18 protein-coding genes and 2 pseudogenes are annotated in these 19,546 nt (G+C 56.5%); 7 read left to right on the plus strand and 13 right to left on the minus strand.

The genetic code is table 11. From position 1 onward, the window contains the following. The first annotated feature begins 121 nt into the window (after positions 1–121). Both JK176_RS02565 and JK176_RS02570 read left to right on the plus strand, forming a co-directional pair. On the plus strand, positions 122–541 hold the full coding sequence (locus JK176_RS02565; RefSeq protein WP_211586270.1) for a hypothetical protein: 420 nt from the start codon (positions 122–124) through the stop codon (positions 539–541). Continuing rightward, positions 529–1,746 (plus strand): hypothetical protein, encoded by a 1,218-nt coding sequence (locus JK176_RS02570; RefSeq protein ID WP_211586271.1) that lies wholly within the window; start codon positions 529–531, stop codon positions 1,744–1,746. Before JK176_RS02565 ends, JK176_RS02570 begins: the two co-directional genes overlap by 13 nt. A gap of 79 nt (positions 1,747–1,825) precedes the next feature. On the opposite strand, the pseudogene JK176_RS02575 reads toward JK176_RS02570, so the two are convergent. The 3 genes and pseudogenes from JK176_RS02575 to JK176_RS02585 all read right to left on the minus strand — a co-directional run bounded on the left by JK176_RS02575 (position 1,826) and on the right by JK176_RS02585 (position 4,086). Then, positions 1,826–2,585 (minus strand): annotated as a pseudogene (locus JK176_RS02575) (IS5 family transposase). 319 nt (positions 2,586–2,904) lie between these two features. Further along, positions 2,905–3,753, minus strand: coding sequence for an FkbM family methyltransferase (locus JK176_RS02580; RefSeq protein WP_211586272.1), 849 nt, complete (start codon positions 3,751–3,753; stop codon positions 2,905–2,907). A 90-nt stretch (positions 3,754–3,843) separates the two neighbouring features. Continuing rightward, complete coding sequence (locus tag JK176_RS02585) at positions 3,844–4,086, minus strand: hypothetical protein (RefSeq protein ID WP_007284186.1); 243 nt, start codon at positions 4,084–4,086, stop codon at positions 3,844–3,846. Positions 4,087–4,277: 191 nt separating this feature from the next. Between JK176_RS02585 and JK176_RS02590 the strand changes: the two genes are divergently transcribed. The 4 genes from JK176_RS02590 to JK176_RS02605 all read left to right on the plus strand — a co-directional run bounded on the left by JK176_RS02590 (position 4,278) and on the right by JK176_RS02605 (position 6,097). Beyond that, positions 4,278–4,916, plus strand: a complete 639-nt coding sequence (locus tag JK176_RS02590; RefSeq protein WP_211586273.1) for a LexA family transcriptional regulator — start codon at positions 4,278–4,280, stop codon at positions 4,914–4,916. Between the two features lie 214 nt (positions 4,917–5,130). Then, positions 5,131–5,307: a hypothetical protein gene (locus JK176_RS02595; protein WP_224777768.1), complete on the plus strand. Its 177-nt coding sequence runs from the start codon at positions 5,131–5,133 to the stop codon at positions 5,305–5,307. Positions 5,308–5,313: 6 nt separating this feature from the next. Beyond that, positions 5,314–5,610 (plus strand): hypothetical protein, encoded by a 297-nt coding sequence (locus JK176_RS02600; protein WP_211586274.1) that lies wholly within the window; start codon positions 5,314–5,316, stop codon positions 5,608–5,610. An 88-nt stretch (positions 5,611–5,698) separates the two neighbouring features. Then, a complete protein-coding gene (locus JK176_RS02605) occupies positions 5,699–6,097 on the plus strand; it encodes an outer membrane protein assembly factor BamE (RefSeq protein WP_211586275.1) in 399 nt (132 codons plus the stop codon). Positions 6,098–6,161: 64 nt separating this feature from the next. Here the strand turns inward: JK176_RS02605 and JK176_RS02610 are convergent, their stop codons facing one another. The 10 genes and pseudogenes from JK176_RS02610 to JK176_RS02655 form a co-directional block, all read right to left on the minus strand. Then, a complete protein-coding gene (locus tag JK176_RS02610) occupies positions 6,162–6,824 on the minus strand; it encodes a hypothetical protein (RefSeq protein ID WP_211586276.1) in 663 nt (220 codons plus the stop codon). Then, positions 6,821–7,468 carry a hypothetical protein gene (locus JK176_RS02615; protein WP_211586278.1) on the minus strand — a complete coding sequence of 216 codons (648 nt, stop codon included), beginning with the start codon at positions 7,466–7,468 and terminating at the stop codon, positions 6,821–6,823. The genes JK176_RS02610 and JK176_RS02615 overlap by 4 nt, the downstream gene beginning before the upstream one ends. Before the next feature lie 72 nt (positions 7,469–7,540). Then, the gene (locus tag JK176_RS02620; RefSeq protein ID WP_211586279.1) at positions 7,541–8,131 is read right to left on the minus strand and encodes a hypothetical protein; all 591 of its coding nucleotides are present in this window, start codon (positions 8,129–8,131) and stop codon (positions 7,541–7,543) included. Then, positions 8,128–8,334 carry a hypothetical protein gene (locus JK176_RS02625; RefSeq protein WP_211586280.1) on the minus strand — a complete coding sequence of 69 codons (207 nt, stop codon included), beginning with the start codon at positions 8,332–8,334 and terminating at the stop codon, positions 8,128–8,130. Before JK176_RS02625 ends, JK176_RS02620 begins: the two co-directional genes overlap by 4 nt. Positions 8,335–9,046: 712 nt before the next feature. Then, positions 9,047–10,339, minus strand: a pseudogene (locus tag JK176_RS02630) (tyrosine-type recombinase/integrase). A gap of 299 nt (positions 10,340–10,638) precedes the next feature. Then, positions 10,639–11,571 carry a TauD/TfdA family dioxygenase gene (locus tag JK176_RS02635; protein ID WP_211586281.1) on the minus strand — a complete coding sequence of 311 codons (933 nt, stop codon included), beginning with the start codon at positions 11,569–11,571 and terminating at the stop codon, positions 10,639–10,641. Beyond that, a complete protein-coding gene (locus JK176_RS02640; protein ID WP_211586282.1) occupies positions 11,568–12,866 on the minus strand; it encodes an MFS transporter in 1,299 nt (432 codons plus the stop codon). Before JK176_RS02640 ends, JK176_RS02635 begins: the two co-directional genes overlap by 4 nt. A 1-nt stretch (position 12,867) precedes the next feature. Beyond that, entirely contained in the window at positions 12,868–15,330 is a 2,463-nt protein-coding gene (locus JK176_RS02645) for a TonB-dependent receptor (RefSeq protein ID WP_211586283.1), read from the minus strand. 51 nt (positions 15,331–15,381) lie between these two features. Next, a complete protein-coding gene (locus JK176_RS02650) occupies positions 15,382–16,749 on the minus strand; it encodes an LLM class flavin-dependent oxidoreductase (protein WP_211586284.1) in 1,368 nt (455 codons plus the stop codon). After that, positions 16,749–17,978, minus strand: coding sequence for an acyl-CoA dehydrogenase family protein (locus JK176_RS02655; RefSeq protein ID WP_211586286.1), 1,230 nt, complete (start codon positions 17,976–17,978; stop codon positions 16,749–16,751). Before JK176_RS02655 ends, JK176_RS02650 begins: the two co-directional genes overlap by 1 nt. Positions 17,979–18,470: 492 nt before the next feature. Here JK176_RS02655 and glsA point away from each other — a divergent pair, with 492 nt between their 5' ends. Further along, positions 18,471–19,541, plus strand: coding sequence for a glutaminase A (glsA, locus tag JK176_RS02660; protein ID WP_211586287.1), 1,071 nt, complete (start codon positions 18,471–18,473; stop codon positions 19,539–19,541). Positions 19,542–19,546 lie beyond the last annotated feature (5 nt).

Genomic DNA, 19,546 nt, shown 5'->3' on the forward strand with positions numbered 1-19,546 from the left:
CTCATTTTCGAAATTTTTATCAATTAACGCGAAGACAAAATTTCACAGATATACTAAACTAAAAAAGATTGAATGGTGCCATCTGCCTTTAAATTATTGCGGTGTCTTTGGGGTTTGATTGATGACAATTTATAAAATTTGTTGGAACATTGGTGAGAAAGAAATCTCTACAAATTATAAACCCAAATCCGATCACCGCGACAATACGCACGGCAAGTCACAGTGGACAATCTCTCTTCCCGAGGAAGTAAAAATTTTCACTTTAGCGATGGGAAATAAATGGATTTCAGATAAATGGGGTTGGGGAATTTACACCAATGCAGGACAGGTCGCAGTTCTTGGTGTCGACAAAGATCATAAGACCACTCTTTTTCTCTCACGTTTTGATGAAAATGCAGGAGAATGGCATGGGTATCCGGTAAATTACAAGGAAAAGCAACAAAAACCACCGAGTATTATATTACTTGACTGGGTGGATCAAAATATCATCACGAAGGTGCAAATGCGTAGGATTGTGAGAAGCCAGCCATGCAGAATCTGAAACTAACCATTGAGGGTGAATGGTGGGATTCTCTCCTTTATAAGGGGCGCCTCCATCTTTTCGGTATGGATGGCTCGTTTCAGAGCTTTAATTGGGAAGAATTGATAAAGGATTTAGGATGCGAGATTGGGGTTGGTGCTCAAGATGCTTTCCGTTTTGCTTTCAGCGAAAGTAATGCTCTATATCGCGATGCATTGAATAAATCTAATTTAGGAGAGGCGTTTTCAAAACTTAAAATAAACGATTTTTCGATTTCAAAAAATCGTCTTCTTAAATATCTAGTCACACGTGGAAATTCTTGCTTTCCATTCCCCCATGCTACAAGTTCTTTTTATTATGATAGATTGATTATTGCTTCGCCTGAAGGTATTCACGGCGCATTGTATGACATTGGCAATGAGAAATTACTGAAACCTAGTCAACTCACCGATTTGCCATCTGATCAAGCCTCACCCTCACATTATGCTATTGCAATTGCTGGCGGCGAAGAAGGTTTATTTGAGATAGATCTTGGCCCCAATAAAGACGAGTGGCTTACCAAAAAAAAATTAACGACAGTATCCACACGAACGACAGAAGCATGTGACTGGATGTTTGGGAGTATTGTCGCGACTTCGATCGACAGTGGTAGCTACTTTGCACGTTATGAGCAGATGACGATCGAGGATCTACACGTGGTATCTAAAGGCAATCAGGATTCTAGAGAAAATGATAAAGTAACCACTGTCCGTAAGTTAAATAATATTGAAGATCTTGGTAAGTTACTCTCGCCTCGGAATGAAGGACGAAGAGAAACGAGCAAAAAATCCTTTATATGGGGTAGTCAAGACAAGTTTTATAGAGTCGAAGCCAACTCAATCACTGCTTATCGGTTTTTGAAAGACGGACGGATTATACGGGCTGGCACACCAATTCAAATATCACACACCGTTGATACCCTCGTGTCAGTACAAACCTCCTTGTTTGGCGTCGTTTTGGAATTTGATGACGGGCTTCTTGTCATGACGAGCGATGAGAAAATCTATGAAGTTCCAGGTGCGCCTGTCAACTGGCGCACTTTTCCACGTTCGAAGCGTTATGAGAATCATTTACATGTCATCAATGACGACGAAATATCGATCTACTCTTTCAACCAAGATTACGAGATAGATCAGTTTAGAAAGCGGATTGGTTCGCGTTATTACGAGGGTATTTCCGACAATTGAAGTTTGATGACTGGCGAAATTCAACGGAGGACAGCTCCAAGATTTATTTGTTGCATGTGCGCGTAGCCGTTAGGGTCTGTTAGGTCTTGAGATAATCTGCGGGTGCTGCGATGCAGATGATGGCCATGAAGGAAGCGGCGGTTCTCTTATCTTGTAGCAACCGCCCTCCATTCCTTAAGACGAGCCCAGAAGTTTTCGACGAGATGTCGGTGCCGATAGGCCCATTTGGGGCAGGCGACCGGAGCCTCGTTGCGTTTCGGCGGGATGACCGGGCGCGAGCCTCTGTCCCATAAAGCTTCTCGAAGCTGGTTCGAGGCGTATCCACGGTCGCAAACGACATAGCGTGAGGCGTGCGGCAATGCGTTAAGGAGCGCCATCGCTGACGGCAATTCATGTGTCTGACCTGGCGTCAGGGTAAACGATAGGGCTTTTCCGCGTCCGTCTACAGCGACACAGACCTTGATGCCAAAGCCTCCACGTGCGCAACCAAGTGCTTCACGCTGCCTCTGAGTTCCCCTTATTTAGCGGCTCCCGCCGCCTTGTGATGCGCCCGAATGTTTGCGCCGTCGAGAAAGACCATGCCGAGGGACGGGTCACCGTCTTTCAATCGCTCGAAAAGAGCCTGCCATACCCCGAGCTTTGTCCAGGGAAGGAGGAGCTGTGCTGCGGTCCACCATGGGCCGAGGTCCGACGGGGGCGGAGCGCCATTTCGATCCATTCTGGTGGCGCCAGAATATGGCCGAGATGGTCCGACGAAGGTCACGCGGCGGCATCTTGCCTTTCGGGCGAACGGCCTCGATCAGGGGCTCCCAGACTTGCCACGCATCATCGGAAATCACAGACTGCATCGTGCTCATCACACAAAGCTATGCACGGCCGCCAGTCTTTCAAGACCTAACAGGCCCTATTTTATCGAAGAATGGCTGGACACAATACGTGCTTACTCTGGACTGCTGGGACGCAGCAGCGGCAATTCGTGTACGAGTACTGTTTGATCAGCACCGAGTTATCGAACGTGACATTGTTTCGAGCGAAGCAGGGATGGTGACTGAACGCACCTATTACAAGGACATGAGCGGCGCTTTCAAGTAACAAGAGATAAAAGCAGACATTCCGCTTTCCCCCCAAAGCTGACAAACTTCTCCTCCCCAGCATCCCTCAAAACCTGGAGAGCAGGATATTCCCCCGGCTGCGGGAGCGGCGTTCATATCCACAGCGCCGCAGCACCGGAAAGATGTCCTGGGCCCACCGGCCATGCTCGGTGTCTTCCATGATGAGATGATCGGGCCACAACGTCGCCGGCGCCTCGCGGAAAAACGGCAGCAGCGCCCGGTCTTCATAGCCTTCGATATCGATCTTCAGCACATGCACGGCCGTCACATCACAGGCCTTCAGAATGTCCAGAAGCGGACGGATCCGCACCGCAGCACCGTGTCCCGCACCGATCCGACCTCCACCAAAATCCCCGTTCACCTGCAAGAGCTGACCAGAGCCCTCCTGATCGCCCACGGCGACACGCAAGAGATCCGCCCGCATCTCGTTCAGCCTCATATTGGTCGCCAGCCGCTCGAACAGGACCGGGTTCGGTTCAACGGCGATGACACGGGCTTCTCTCTGGGTCGCATAGAGCGAAAAGAACCCCATATTCGCACCGACATCCACAAACGTCCCACCCTTCGGCAGATGACGCCGCAGCCATTTCAGCTCGCGATGATTGTAGCACGCGCCACACACCGCCGATTTTGAATCTGTCTGGTTGTCCTGCGGGTAAAACCGTACTTTCAGCCCGAACAGGGTCGCATCGACAGGACCTGAGGCGCAGTCTCGTTTGAACCGTTCCATGAACGACCGTCGCAGACGGCTGTATCCCAAGGGCGTGTTGAAGAAGGCCTTCCGGATCTTCTTCTGCACGTCCGTCAGCGGATAGGCGCCAAAAGGAAGCGCCCGCGTAAGGCAGTGTCCGTCCAGCACGATGTGCTCAGAAGACGGGTCTGAGTGTTCTGACATAAGAGATGATGACCGTATGGAAGGGAGCAACGGGGCTTCGATGAAGCAAACGGCAGGGTCAGGACGCGCTGTGTCCGACGGACCGTTCCGTCACAGCTTCCCGACCTCGCGGCAAAGCTGTAGAAGACCGCCCATCCGCTGCTGCAGCACGGCGCCAAGCACCATCACGCCTTCCAGCAGACGCGCGCCTTCCGTATCCGCGCGAAGGCTCTCCAGCCGCCCTTTGAGCAGCGCATGCTCGATCTCGATCAGACGCAGCACGTCATGCAGGCCGGCATGCAGGTCCTCGAGACCGGCTGGACGGGGTGGTGGCAACAGTGGATCTTCAGGCATGACAATCCCTTGGACAAAAATGTCGGTTTCATGCGAGGATCTGACCATGACGAGTCACGGGCCACGCAACATTTCGATGTCAAGAGATACGGTTTTCCGATTTCCGTATCAAGCGGAATATCGTATTCATGCCTCATTTCCGAATGAGGACCTTCTGCGTGCCCCGACATTCCAGGCGAAAGCGTAAACTCATGGACGACCAGATCCGCCTGATGCGCGAGCGTGGCGAGCGCCTCCGCGAAGCGGCCCAGAGTATTGGCATCACCCATGCCGCCAAGGCGGCGGGCGTGCCGTATACGACCCTGAGGGACTACATGAATGGCGGGGAGATGAAATTCTCCGCCCTCGCATCCCTGGCCCGGGTCTGCGGCGTGTCTCTGGACTGGATCGCCTTTGGTACGGCTGGCGGCTCACCGTCCGGGGCGACAGCGGTCCAGACCACCTCGACCCGTCAGATCGTCGTGCCCTGGTATGATGCTCATGAAGACGGGTTGCGGATTGGCCGTGACTGGTTGCAGAGCGTCATTCCCCGGGACCTCACGTCCCTTTGCCTCATCAGCAATGCAGGGGATGCGATGGAGCCCACCCTGTCCTCAGGCGATCTAGTCATCGTAGACCGGAGCGTCACCACCGTGACGGGCAGCGCGCTCTATGCGCTAGAGAGCGCTGGCGCCGTCCTGATCCGTCGCCTTGATCCCAAACTCGGTGGCGGGGTCCGGGTGATTGCTGACAATCATCGCTACCCACCCCAGGATGTCGAGGCTGATCGCCTGGACTGCTTCAAACTGCTCGGCGAAGTGGTCTGGATCGGCGGCGTGCCTCATCCCTGAGGCGTTTGCGATATACGGGAACCTGTTTCTCGAAACAGGCGTATATTCGTATTGACGGTGCACGGGAAATCGTAGATCATCTGACTTGTTGAGTTCATCCTGTGTGCAGGGCTGTCCTGCCACACAGGAACTGCCAAGGAGCTGGCGATGATGTCTCTGTCCCGTTGTGTCTTCTGGTCTACCCCCTGTTCTTGCCTGTCAGGGGGCGTCTGACATGGTCGTTTCTCTCCTTCTTGTGCTGATCGTTCTTCTTCTGCTGGTGCTGGCGCTCGGATCGTCGGTCAGGCTGTTCGCATGGCTGAAGGCCCGCGACATTCTGCCGCCTGCGGCGCTGATGCTGGGTACGGCGCTGGTGATCCGGGTCGTCTTCCATGCCCACTGGGGGAGATAAGCGCTCATGACGTCTTCAACCGACGGCCTGTACAGCGAGGCGACCGAAGCAAAACGCGCGGCCCGTCTGGCCGCCTATCTCGAAGAATACGGTGCCGAGGAAGACGAGACGCGGGTTCTGCTGAGATACGTCTCTTGGTTCGGAGCGGGTGCCTGTCTTTTGTGCGGCATCGCGCTGGCTCTGCCCTGGCATCCGCTCATTGCGTTCATCTTAGGCATGAGTTGTTGGACGGCTCCGCGTGAACCGTTTCTCCGCAAACTGAAAGCCGCTGAAGACCGCCGCAGGCTTCGCGGGCTGGACTGAGACAGTCCGTTCGTTTTTCGGCAGGTCGCCCGCTTTTTTCCAATTGTCCCGTCATCGACTGTTTTGCAAAAACAGCAAAGGATCCCGCATGTCTGCACGTCTTCTCAGAACCCTTGCCGTCACGTTGTCTCTCAGCGGACTAATCGCCCTGACAGGCTGTGCCTCGGAAGGCAACGAAGCCCTCAAAAACGAGACCGGAGCGTCCATCGATCAGAAGATCCATGATGGCGTGACGACCAAAGAGCAGATCCGGGCCCTGTTCGGAGATCCGCGCGAAAGCACCTTTACCGACAGCGGTCATGAGCAGTGGCGCTATGCGTTCACCAATGCTTCGTCTGACGCCGCAAACTTCATACCGCTGTATGGCGACCTGCATCAGGGCACCCATGGCACGGAAAAGACCCTGACCGTGATCTTCAACGGCGACGTCGTCTGGCACCACACCATGAACGCCTCCGCCGTCAAGACCGGCAGCGGGCTGTTCTGAGGCTAAATAAAAGAAAGCCCCCTCTGCCGTTTCAAGCAGAGGGAGGCGTTCAAGGAAAAGGCTGTCAGGTCTCCTTTTCCTGGTCTGCTACGAAAACGCGGTCAGGCGTCATGTTGCACCAGCCGGACATTCCGCTCAGCGGTTCGTCCTCTGGTGGTGGCGGAACCGCCACGCTGGACATCGCAACCAGTCGATTCACTGGAAGTCTGGCCAGCAGGACATCCAGCAGGGTTTCGGCAGAGGCGAACCGGGCCAGCGCCCCGGAGCGGGTCATCAACGGAATGTTTTCCGGGACCAGCTCGATGGCGGATAGCTGCAGCCCGAAGTCAGCCACCCACGGGCAGAGTTGCCGAAGGCCTCTGTAAAGACACAGATTAAAAGGGGGCCGGTCGTGAGGTCCGCCCAGTATGCGCCTCAGAAAGCTCATGTGATAGCCTGCCAGAACCAGAGGCATCGGGCGTCCGACAGGCATCAGACTACGAAAGAGCCTGTCACTGATTGTCAGATGAGGACGGCCGTTCTCATCAAGACTTTCTTCGAGATGTCCCTGTCGGCAGGTGACCTCCGTGAGCCACGTCATTCCTGTGCCATCCTCGAAGAAGCCTTCGCGAAAACACAGGGTGATGGAGGCGCCGTGATACGGCACCTCCCACGCGGCTGGCGTGATGTCCACAAGATAGATCCGTCCCGCGGGCCAGCGCGGCAGCCGGATCGGACCAGGAGTCATGACCCGCCTCCCGCGCGCAGCTGTGCTACCAGGGCGAGGAAACGCTTCTGTAACTGCGCGGGCTCAAGCAGATCGTTGAGATACCAGATCTCGGGCGTAAGGCACTTCTGCCGGTAGACCTCCAGTCTTCGGTTAAACTGGGCCAGCAGATGCGCTTCCCAGTCATTGCGTGTCACCCGGTCTGCACCGCAGGCGCCCACGATCTCGATATGCATCACACGGGAGCCGTAACGGATGGCGAAATCGGAATAGAACCGCGGCTGCTGCAACGGGTCGAGGGCAATTTCCAGATCCAGCGCAACATCCCGCGGAACAATGGGTTTGATCGCCTCATAGGCAATCCGCTCCGGGGTTGAATTCAGCCGGGTTCCGTCAGAGGCAACGCGGCCATGGCTGGGCAGACACGGCCAGCGCTGCTCGACCCTGCGCAGGAGACCGGCCCAGACGCCGGGTCCTTCATCACCCAGTTGCATCAGATGTCGTCCCTCTGGCTGGAGGTAGCGGAACAGGCTCGAGGGTGGTTGTGCCTTCAGCCTGAAGCTGATGTCGCAATACAGATCGAGATCGTCATCCGTGGGCTCGAAGAAAGAGCGCGCGTGACGGGACACGGTCGCCGTAGCGACCGGGGTTTTTGTGAGAAGCATGAAGCCTCCAGATTTTTGGGAAGATGAAATGAGGGGACAGGCCGAAGCTGTCCGGCCTGTCGGTGCCAGATGTTACAGGGGATACGGGAGGTCGGCCTCGGGGCCTTGGCCGGTCCAGAGCGCTTCGATCATTCTTGCAGCTGCATGAATGCGGACGAGATCGGAAGCCGGATGGACGCCTGACCGGTCTTCCGCTGCAAACCGGGCCAGAAGTCTTTCCGTATCATCTCCAATCCCTGCCAACTCTGGCGCAAGCTGGTGAATCAGATCGGCAAGGGTCATGACCTGCGGCGTTTTCGTTGAGCAGGGACCAAGCCAGGTCATCTCTCGTTCCCCGATAAGCAGAACGATATTTGAAAGCAGGCCAGGAGAGAGAAAAGCGCCATCTTCAGTGTCCTCCGCTGCACCGACTGGTGACGGCATGGGCTGCTGCAGGATCTGGTCCCGCAGAGCCTGTCTGTGTGCCGGGTCCTGATCGGCCTCCTGACAGGGAAACCACAGACCCAACTGCTCAGCCACAGCAAAGGGCTCAGTCCGGGACAGAACAAGATCGTACAGACAGACGGCAGTCCCGGTCGGCCGGAGCGGAGCGTCCGGGCGATCGCGGGAGGAGACGAGACCCATCAGGCGGACAGCCAGGTCCGTGCACAGGAAGGACGTCATGTCCGGTCTCCTGCGTTCTCCGTCAGCGCCTTGTTCAGTGAGCGGACCGTCTGCGCCAGAACGATCAGCGTGCCCTCAAGCCGCGTGTCGCTGGTGAAGGCTCCGGGCTGTGCGATCACATCGCGCAGGGTGGGAAGAACGACGCCTGCCAGGACGGCGTGGGCGTCGAAAAGGGTGTCGAGTTCGGTGACTAATCTGGTCATTGCGAAAGGCTCCAGAAAGAAGGAAGCCCCAGAGAGAGAACGAGAGAGAAACCCCTCGCTCTGGTCGCCCGGCGACCATTCCAGCTCACGCCCCGCGTGAGCCCTCTGGGGTGAGGACCAGCCCGGTCCTCCCTCGCGAAGCCAAAAAAACGATAGAACCTCTCTGATCATTTCCCGTCCTAAGAGAGGGACAGAGGCCGAGTTCTGCACCGCCGCCCTCAGAGCGGCGCGACCCCGGAACGAGGGCGCGTGCAGGTCCGGATGACGCGTCACTGCGTGATGCGGACGCCCCCCTAAGGGCACGAAAATGAAACGGTTTTAAGGGACTGTTTTGAAAGGGTTTTTGGAGCTTTGCGCCAAAAACCCAGTATCGTGCCATTTTAAGCGATCTGGCAGTACGATTTCATGGCGCATTGCCATGGTTTGAGGTTCCTGATCGGGTATCGCTCTGATCCGCTCTCGGCGTGTGACGCTTGAATGACGTATCCTGGGTCCGCGCGATGACAAGATGACGCATGGATGACGCGTCACGGAGAGTGTTCGGGCCAGCATGACGCATGAATGACGCATGCGTGACGCGTCATCGGGCGTTTGAGGGGCCTTCAGGGCGATCAGCAGAATTCACGCATTTTGCCATAGACGCGGAGATGGGGTTCTGAAGGCGCTGGAACCATTTCCGACCCGGAAAGTTTTTCGGAAGTTTGAGACCCGGTCAGGCGTCTGAATCCCCGGTTTCAGAGTCTTTCCAGGTGAAGAGCGGGGCGCTGTCAGGATTGGGGCGCGAAGGCTTTGCGACCGCCTCACTGGATTGCCCGGCACAGAAGCGTTCCCAGGCATGCATCATCTCGGAACGCCTGTTGAAGAGATCCCCCCGGCGATAGGCCGCCTCGACCTTGTCACCGATGGCATGGGCCAAAGCCATTTCGGCGACCTCCCTCGGGAAGTCGGTTTCCTCGGCAGCCCAATCACGGAAGCTGGAACGCAAACCATGAATCGTCACATCCTTCGTGCCTGCGGCCTGATGGAGGGCCTTCGAGACGGCGACATCGCTTAGCGGTGATCCGACCCGGCCACCGGGAAACACGAAACTGTCCTCACCGGAACTGGATCTCAGAGTCTGGACTTTATATAGCAGGGCCATCGCTCCGTTCGTCAGGGGCACACGATGCTCCCGCCCGGCCTTCATCCGCTCGGCCGGGATGGTCCAGATCTTTTTCTTCAGATCGATCTCCGACCACAGGGCCTTGCGGACCTCGCCAGAACGGGTTGCGGTCAGGCAGACGAACCGTGCGGCCAGAGCTCCTACCCCATGCTCGGCGCCGAGCCGGCTGTAGACCGGCGGGAGGTCGCGATAGGGCAAGGCGGCATGATGCACCACCTTCGTGACTGCCGTGGGTTTGGGGAGGATGTTGGCCAGATGCCCCCGCCAGCGGGCCGGGTTCTCCCCCTCGCGCCAGTGATGACTCTGCGCATAGTCCAGAATGCGCTCCATCCGTCCACGCAGCCGTGTTGCGGTTTCGGTCGTGCTCTCCCAGATCGGTCGCAGGACGGCGAGCACGTCTTCGGTCTGCACGCTGCCAATCGGTCGCGAGCCGAGGATGGGATAAACATGACGCTCCAGAGAGCTGCGCCACATGGGCGCCGAGCGCAGATCTTTCCAGCCCGGCGCCTGTTCGGTGATGTACTACTCGGCAACCTGTGCGAAGGTGCGCTCCTGAACGGTTTCTCCCTTCTGCCGGGCTTTCTCTTCCAGGGGGTCGATCCCCTCCAGAAGCAGGCGCCGGTTCTCGGTCGCCCGGAGTCGGGCCTCGGCCAGAGAAATATCCCGGGCGGGACCGAGTCCCATCTCCCGTCTTTTACCGGTCTTTGGGCTTTTATAGCGAAAGGTCCAGGCCCGGGTGTCGCCCCGGACGGTGATCCATAGATTTCCGCCATCGCCGTGAACCCCGTCCTTGAGGGAGGCGACCTTGCGGGCATTCATCTGGTTCGGCGGAAGCTTGCTCATGGCTTTTCAGTCCCATCTTCCGTCCCACCTTACGGGATGGGTTTCAATGCGTCTATCTGCTTCTTCAGGATGGCATGAATTTCCGTAAAACCATGAAAAACAAGGGTTATTGCGCTGATCCGCCCTTTCATGACGCCCTACATCGGCGGACACCCTCTCCGCCAGATAAATCAAAAAATCCCATATTTTTCAGAGCGGTATCTGGTTTATCGAAATGCGTCCGACTGTGGACGCCATCTTAAAAATTAAGGCAACCACACATTAAAGTTGTCTGGTTTGGAAATGTCTTTGCTCATGTTTCAGTGATCGAGGTCTTGGCCGTCATCCGGACCTTTGAGCAGGCGGCTTTTTTCGCCCGCAATGCTGATGGGCGTGTCTCCGCGTACAGTGATCCGACGGAGGAGGCGGGGATGGGTGTCGAAGTCGGCTGTGGCATAATGCTGCGTGGCGCGGTTGTCCCAGATGGCGACATCACCGGGCTTCCAGTTCCAGCGGACAGTGTTGTCGATCTGCGTAATGTAAGACTGGAAGATTTCCAGTAACCGGTTGGCATGCTGGGTAGGAATTCCGCGGATTTCTTTGAAGAAATGACCCAGAACGAGTGTGCGTTCGCCGGTTTCCGGGTGAATGCGAACGACGGGGTGCTCTGTTTCATAAATTCTTGAAATGAAACGGGCGCGAAAATCGGCAATTTCCTCATGGCGAAGATCGTATTTGTAGAAATTGGTATCGTAATCGTTGCCATGAACGGCCCAGAGCGTATCGGCGAGCTGTTTGAGTGGGGCGGGCAGGTCGTCATAGGCCGTGGCCGTGTTGGCCCAGAGAGTGTTGCCACCATAAGGCGGGACCGTGATGGCGCGCAGAATGGAGGCTTTGGGGTAGGCGGGGACGAACGTGACATCCGTATGCCAGGAATCCGTGGAGCGGCCGTTGCGGGAGTTCAGCTCGAACGTATAGGGGGTGCCATCTGCGGCCGGGATGGTCGGATGGAGGATCGGGTCTCCGAAAACCCGGCTGAGTGTTTCGTGCTGGGCGTCATCTAGAAACTGATCGCGCAGAAAGATCACCTTGTGGCGCAGCAGGGTCTCCCGAAGAAACGCCTTGTGTTCTTCAGGCAAAGGCTCTCGGGCATTGATGCCATGAATGATGGCACCGATGCGGGACGTGACCTTTTCGGCATTGAGGGTGTCGGCGAAGGTGGGTTCGTTGGGGACAAGGCGGAGGGTCGTCATGAGGGAAGTCCTTCGGGCTGGGGGACTGCGGTGCTGTTGAGAGGGCGGTCGGGGTGTGTGTGGGGCGGGGGTGTGATGAAAAAAGTGAGGATTGCGCTGGCCAGAAAAAGCGCGGCGTAAATGAGGATAATGCCCTGCGTGCCGACAGCACCTTCAAAGGCATAGACGATGAAGGGGCCAATCCAGACGCTGCTGCCCGCGCCGAGGTTCAGCAGGGACATGGCGATGCCCTTGTGGTCCGGCAGAAGGGACGGCGTCAGGGCCGAGAGCGGTACATATCCGGCGAGTGTCATGCCGAAGACGGCAGCAGAGGCGTAGACTGCGAACAGGCTGCTCTGTGCGTAGAGCAGTGGAATCCAGTACAGCCCAACGCAGCTCAGCGCGCTGCCGATGCCGCCGAACCAGATGACAGTCTGGCGCCAGGAAATATAGTCGCTGGCAAAACCGATCAGCAGGTTGAAGACGATATTGCTGGCGAAGATGATTTCCAGAAACCGGATCCACACATCCTGCGACAGGCCCAGACGGCTGGTGAAGAAAAAGGGCATGAAGACGATCAGGCCATGTGTGGCGCTGGAATTGACTGCACGCACGATGCAGGCCAGTCCCACGCCCGGATTGTGACGGACCTGGCGGACTGTTTCGCGCAGGGTCGGGCCGATATCCTTCAGGCTCCCTTTCTGCGACCGGGGTGTGGCAGGTAGGGGCAGGATGGCGAGAACGCCTCCAGCGCCCACGCCGAGCAGGGCGATCCAGAGCGTAACGTACTGGCCGTATACCGGCAGCAGGAGTTGCGCCACGATGGAGCCGACCGTGGGCAGACCGCAGGTAAAGCAGAACCAGAACAGGCCGACGGCCCGTCCCAGACGGTCCTGCCGGACCGTAGTGACGAGCAGGGTCAGCAGCCCGTAGGAGAACAGCGGATAACCCGCTCCGCGCAGTCCGTAGGTCAGCAGAAGCAGGGCTGGAGAATGGGCAGGAATGGCAACGCCAAGGAACAGGATCTGCGGGAGGACCCAGAACAGCAAGCCTGCCGTCATGACCGTGCGGCTGCTGAAAATATCGCATAGCAGGCCCGAGAACCAGGCCGCCAGGGCAGCAGCCAGACCATAGGCCGTAAAAAGGAGGGCGACGAAGTGCTCCGTCTGGCCCGTCTGGACCAGAAACGGCGACAGATAGCCGACCTCGACACCATCTCCGATCATGAAAACCAGCAGCCCGGCATATTGCAGCGCGAAGCTCCGTGGCAGGCGACTGGCGGGCAGGAGTGAGGCGGTGGGAACCATCGTCTGCATCTCAGAAATCCGCATGAACCGCGCCAAAATACTGGCGTGGGGCACCAAGGACGACGGACTGGTAATCGCCAGCCATGGGATAGCCGTTCTGGCCCATGGTGGAGATGTATTTCACGTTCGTCAGGTTATAGACGTTGAAGTCCAGCGAGAGGTGCTGGACGAAACCTGTATGGGACAGGCGGTGGAGCTGTTTGCTCAGGTCGTAGCGGGCGCCGAAATTGATCAGCCAGTAGGACGGGACTTTGGTATCTCCCGTATAGCTGAGGTTACGTTTGCCGACATACTGGGCCTCGATATGAGCCTGAAGGTCATGCCAGGTGTAGGACAGATCGGCATGGTACATCAGGCGCGGATAAGCCACGACCTGCTGACCCTTGATGTTGTAGGTCACCCGCGATCCATTGATGGTCTGGGTGATGTTGTCATCATAAACAGCGTGATTGTAGCTGATGCTGTTGGTCAGGCTCAGCCCTTTGACGGGGGTGAGTGTGACGGCACCGTCCACGCCGCTCATCGTCACGCCGCCGACATTCTGGATCGTGGTGTAAGGCTGTGTGGTTGGGCCGGTAGAGATGCGTTGCAGGCGGTTGGAAAAGATCGTGTGGTAGCCGTAGAGCGAGCCGCTGATGAGACGGCCGGTGTAACGGTAGCCGCCAGCGAAGTTCCAGTCGGTTTCAGGTTGCAGGCTGCTTTTGGACGCCAGATAGGACGCCTGCGAGGTCGAGAACGGTGATGAGCCGCTGTTATAGCCCGAGACCGGATAGACCTTCACGTTCTCCGCAATATCGAAATAAAGCTGATGGCCGGGAGCAAAGCGCCATTCCCCGCTGAAATGCGGGAGGAAAGGTTTACTGGAGGTGAGAGAATCTCCGCCTGCAATCGCAGTGGTGCGGGTGTAGGTCTGCCAGTTGGCGAGGGCACCGACGCGGCTGGTATTCAGGACGGAACGGAAACCGGCATGCAGGGCGATGGTGTTCGTAACGTGATAGGTGTCCTGAAAATAGGCGACAAAGGTGTTGGTGTTGAAGACCTGTCGATAGCCATTCTGGAACGGGTTCTTGAGATTATCGAGACCATTGACCGGCGTTGCGGTGCCGTTGAGCACGTCTTCCAGCAGGGGTTCCTGATAGAGCGGCTTGCTGATGTCGAAATGGGTGTTTTCGTACCACAGTCCTGCATTCAGCACGTTATGCGCGATGCGGTAGGACAGGGATGTCGTGAAGCCGAAACGGTCCGTATCGGGCTGCGTGACCTGATCGATCAGCGGGGCGCCATTGGGCGACGCGATCAGCGGGCTTGCAACCGATCCACGCTGATAGGAACGATGTCCATAAGCGGTGCTTTGCCAGCGCAGACGGTCGGTTAAAGCGAGATCCGCCGAGACGCCGCCGATATAGGAATGCTGCATCTGCGCGCCCTCGTAATAGGACGCGGTGTAGGGGCTCTTGAGGTTGGCATAGGCAGCCGGAACCTGTCCGCCGGGCAGACCGCGCTGGGCCAGTGCCAGACGATAGGCTTTCTCATATCCTCCGGGTTGTCCGATGAAATTGTCGATCGCGTAGCCACCGTGGTTGAACATATCCAGGCTGTAGTCCTGGTAGTTCTGCATCTGAAGATCCGCGTAATCGAAGAAGGCCGTGATGCGGCTGTCCTGCCCGATGGGGTGCAGAACCTTTGCATTGACCTGCTGCATGAACTGATCCTGTCCGCCACGCCATTTGTTGGTGTCGTTACGGGCATAGGAGACATAAAAACGCGTCCCCTGCGGGTTCAGATCGCCGCTTTCGAGGCGCAGAAATGTCCGGTACATCGCATTGCTGCCAAAGGTCTGGTTCACGCTTGCGCCGCGCTTATGAGACGGGTCGCGGGAGATGAACTGCACCGTGCCACCCAGATTGGATGTGCTGGCGACGCTTTCCGAACCCGTGGAGGCCGAGACGTCCATTCGCTCGATATTTTCGGACGAAATGGCAGATGTCGGGCTGAGGCCGTTGACGTTACTGAACTGCTGGTCGCCCAGAGGGATGCCATCCAGCGTCATGCCGATCTGGCTTTGGTCGAAACCATGCATCAGGAACGAGTTCTGCCAGGTGTTCACGCCCTGCGGGTCACCGGAATTGAACAGCACGCCGGGCAGGCGCGTCAGGGCCTTAAGCGGGTTTGTGCCGGCGACATACTCGCGAATTGTGGCGGCGGAGACGGGGTTGGACACCCAGTTGGCCTGCCGATGCCCCTCAATACCGATGTTCTCGGCAGTGTTGGAGATCAGGGCGTGTGTTTTGGCGGACGCTTTGTGCGCCGACGCAGGTGTGGCGTGGCGGGGCTTCTCGCCGGGTTTGGCGACGGGTGCGTCTGTGGCAGCGAGTGCCGTGGTGCTGACCGAGAGAGTCAACAGGGCGATTAGAGAGACGGAGCTTCCGGACGTGCGGATGGTGTGACGATTGGAAAACGGAAAAGCAGGCATGAAAAAACACTCACAAGAAACAGGAAACGGGATTTTCAGATCTTGGGAGGATCAACAGCGCCAGGCTGGATGGTCGGCGGCGGGATGCGCGGAAGCGTTCTGAGGGAAGAGGCTTTCGCGCAGGGTTTTGCCGGGTTTGGGCCTGAGGCGACCCCGACGCTTCAGTTCCGGCAGGACGAGGCGAATGAAGTCGTTGTAACTGTCCGGATTGATGAGCTGGATCAGGTTCAGCCCGTCGGTTTCCGACTCTTCGAGCCAGCGTTCGATCTGGTCCGCGACGGTTGCAGGACTGCCGACGAAAGTTTTGGCCCGACCGAAGCCTTCTGCCGGACTCGTCGCTTCGGCGATGGTCCAGGACCGGCCGCTGATGGCGGGGTCGAACTGTTCAAGGACGGACTGGCTGGCCTCTGTCGGACGATAGGTCAAAACCTCGTCCGTCTGGTTCTTCGAGAAATCCACGCCCGTCATGGAGGAATAATGGATGAGCGATCCGGTCGCGTCGTAGAACGCCTTGTATTCGGTAAATTTGCGGATGGCCTCGTCTTCCGTTTCGCCCACCACGACAGCGGCCGCGCAGATGAAGCGCAGGCTTTCGGGATCGCGGCCCTCGCGCGCGGCTTCCTCACGGATGCGTCGGACGTTCTTTCGCGTTCCCTCTGCCCCGGCGCCGACGACGAAAATGACTTCCGCATGCCGGGCCGCGAAAGCGCCCCCGCGAGCGGAGGCACCAGCCTGAAGAAGGACGGGAACGCGCTGCGGGCTTGGTTCGGCGGTATGGCCATCCGGAACGCGATAATACCGGGCGTCATGACGGATGGGATGAACCTTTTCCGGGTCTGTATAGATCCATTCACCGGATGCCGTCTGGCCGCGGATGACGGCGTCTTCTTCCCAGGATTTCAGCCAGAGCTTGTAGACGATATCCATGAATTCGTCTGCGCGATCATAGCGTTCGTCATGTGGGATCTGGTGGTCCAGTCCTAGATTTCGGGCCGCGCTTTCCTGCTGGGACGTCACAATATTCCAGCCCAGACGTCCTTTGGTCAGATGATCGAGGGTCGTCAGTTTGCGGGCGAGCAGATAGGGATGCTCATAGGTCGTGGACAGCGTGATACCAAAACCAAGCGATGTGGTCGCCGCTGCCATTGCGGACACGAGTAAAAGCGGATCGATCAATGGGGACTGGATGCCGTGTTTCAGGGCAGAGTCGGGGCTGTTGCCATAAACGTCAATCTGGCCGAGAGCGTCCGCGATAAACAGGGCATCAAACCCGGCATCATCCAGCGTGCGGGCCAGTTCGGTCCAGTATGTGATGTCCTTATAGCGATATGTCTGGTCAGCGGGGTGGCGCCACAGTCCGTAATTCAGATGCGAAACCGTCGCCATCGTGAAACCGTTGAGGATGATGTGCTGCCCCATTACGCTACCCCCACGCGCCATTGGATCGGCGGCAGGGTGCCATTGACGGCGTAATCTCCGACAACACGCGTGCGATAGACGCGCGGGTTGTGATTGCCCAGCGTGCGAACATTGCGCCAGTGTCGATCCAGACCAGCCACGCGCAAGGTTGCACCACCGCTCAACGCATCGAACAAGGCGGTCGTAGCTTCCAGAACCAGTGGTAGGATACGGTCCTGAACCTGCCAGACTTCGAGTTCGGCGCGGGCGACTGTGAGGTCGAGTTCTGGAGCCGGACTGTCCGCGACGGCCTGTATGGCGCGGGCGGCGCGCTCAACGGCAGCGCTGGCGAGATAGGCGGCACTGAACACATGACCGACGATTTCGAGGATCTGTGGGTCTGCGGCGGGAAGATCTGCATTGCCGTGGCTGAAAGAGCGTTTGCGACGACGCACGGCATCTGCGACGTCCGTTGCCGCAGCGCGGGCAATACCAGCGACAGTCGCCAGATGATAAAGCTGAAAGAAAGCCTGCGAATGCGGAAAAGCCGTGTTGCCGTAGCGCAGGTCGGCTTCTTCAGTGTGAACATTGTGGAAATGTGCGGTGCCACTGGCCGTTAGGCGTTGTCCAATTCCATCCCAGTCATCCACGATTTCAAGGCCCGGATCGTGACGGGCGGCCAGCGTCTTGACGGTCTGGCCATCTTCGGTGGTGCCGGTAACAGTGAGCCAGTCGGCGTAGAGCGAGCCGGTCGTGAAAAATTTGGAACCGTTGATAACCCACTTTCCATCTGTTTGAGACAGGGTGGTGCTGAACAGATCGCGCTTGGAAGCCGGTCCTTCAGCAGCAGCGGCGCCTGCGGTTTGCCCTGCGCCAAGCCGGTCTAGCCATTTTGTGCGGTACGGTCCGGCAGCTTCAAACAGAAGATGTTCGACAAAACCAAAATGCGCCCTGAGCGCCTGTGCGACGTTTGAATCGGCTGCGGCCAGCGTAGTGATCAGAGCGAACAGGTCTTCAAGACTTGCTCCGGAACCGCCATGCGCAACGGGAACGCGAAGGGCTGTAAAGCCGCTCTCCTTAAGGAGACGGATTTGTTCGAAAGGCAGCTCGCGACTGAGTTCGGCCCGTAGCGCCTGTCTGCGGATCTGCTCGAAAACGGGAGCGAAGCGGTCGTGAAGCACAGTGGCTTCACGGGCGTCCTTCCCCCAGAGAAGGGAAAGATCAGGAAGCGGAGCGGAGATATATGTCATGATGTCTGCCTGTAGCGCCGGGGCCGAATAACGGGAGTGAAGGCAGGGGGAGGCCCCGCATCATCGGGGAACAGGGACAGAGCAGTGCGACAAACATATAACTAATATTTCTCGTTATTATTAGATAGCCAGAAATTATTGAGATGATTCTTTTGTTCCGTCAATAAAATAGTTATTTCAAGATTTAACTATTTAATAGTGTTATATAGAGGAGTGCCAGCAGATCGTATGGCCTCTGGCTTGAAACCCTCTGTGTGGTTCCAGCATATGCGTCTGAGTATGGATATTGAGCCGATAGATGGAAAATAAATACTAAAATACGGTAATAAATTACTCAAATATACCTGTATAAATAGCAAAATATCATCCTGATGTATGCAATCAGGATATTTAGAAATTTAAAAACCCGGAACTAAATTGCGCCACGATCATTCATAAAACGCAGGGTGGTTTTGCTACGCTGTCTCCATCGGAAGACATAGAAAAGCTATTATGATGACGAGAAAAAAATCTTTTCCGGGATATCTGAATACAGCAGCAATCGCTTCATATGTCGTTTTTTGTATAACGCAGGCTGCGCTCGCGCGCGATTTTTCTCAACAGGCTCCTGCATCAAATATTCAGCAGGTAGTCGATCGGGCCTATAATCACTATAAAACAATAACAGACGGATCTAATGCCTCGTATATTTCTTATTTAGCGAAGGCCAACACAAAACTTTACGGTATTGCAGTCGTCACGACAGACGGAAAAATTTTTGAAGCGGGAGATGCGGAGCATCTTTTCCCCGTTGAGTCGATCGCCAAGGTTTTTACTTTGGCTCATGTCCTGAAAGTGCAGGGAGCAAAAACCGTCCAAAACAAAATAGGCGTTAATGCTACCGGCCTTCCTTTTAATTCTGCTCTGGCGATCGAGCTTAATCATGACAAACTGACGGGCAGTCCTCCGCCCGGTAATCCTTTGGTGAATGCAGGCGCTATTGCCACGGCAAGTCTCGTTGACGGCAAATCACTCGAAGAAAAATGGAACATGCTTCTCAAGGAAGCTTCGGCTTTTGCGGGGCATTCATTGATGCTGAATAAAGACGTCTATGATTCTGAAATGGCGGATAATCAGCATAATCTGGCGATTGCGGTGCTGCTGAAAAGTTATAAATCGCTATACGCAGATCCAACTGAAACCATCGATCTGTATACTCGTGAATGTTCCTATGATGTTACAGCAAAAGATCTTGCTGTGATGGGGGCGACGCTGGCAAATGGTGGCACCAATCCGCTCACCCATCAGGCGGTTACCGATGCTGAAACAAGCGCGCGCGTTTTAGCCGTTATGGCGACCGCTGGCCTTTATAATACGTCTGGTGAGTGGCTTTATAATGTTGGGCTGCCTGCGAAAAGCGGTGTTGGCGGTGGCATTGTTGCGGTTGTGCCCGGGAAAATGGCAATTGCGGTTTACTCGTCACCACTTGATGCTGCGGGAAACAGTGTCCGCGGACAGCTGGCTATTCAGTCTATCGCGCAGGATCTCGGAGTAAATATTTTCAAGATCCAGATGCAAAAATAGCGTCG

The sequence above is a fragment of the Gluconobacter sp. Dm-73 genome (assembly GCF_018256215.1).
In the GTDB taxonomy this organism is placed as follows: domain Bacteria; phylum Pseudomonadota; class Alphaproteobacteria; order Acetobacterales; family Acetobacteraceae; genus Gluconobacter; species Gluconobacter cadivus.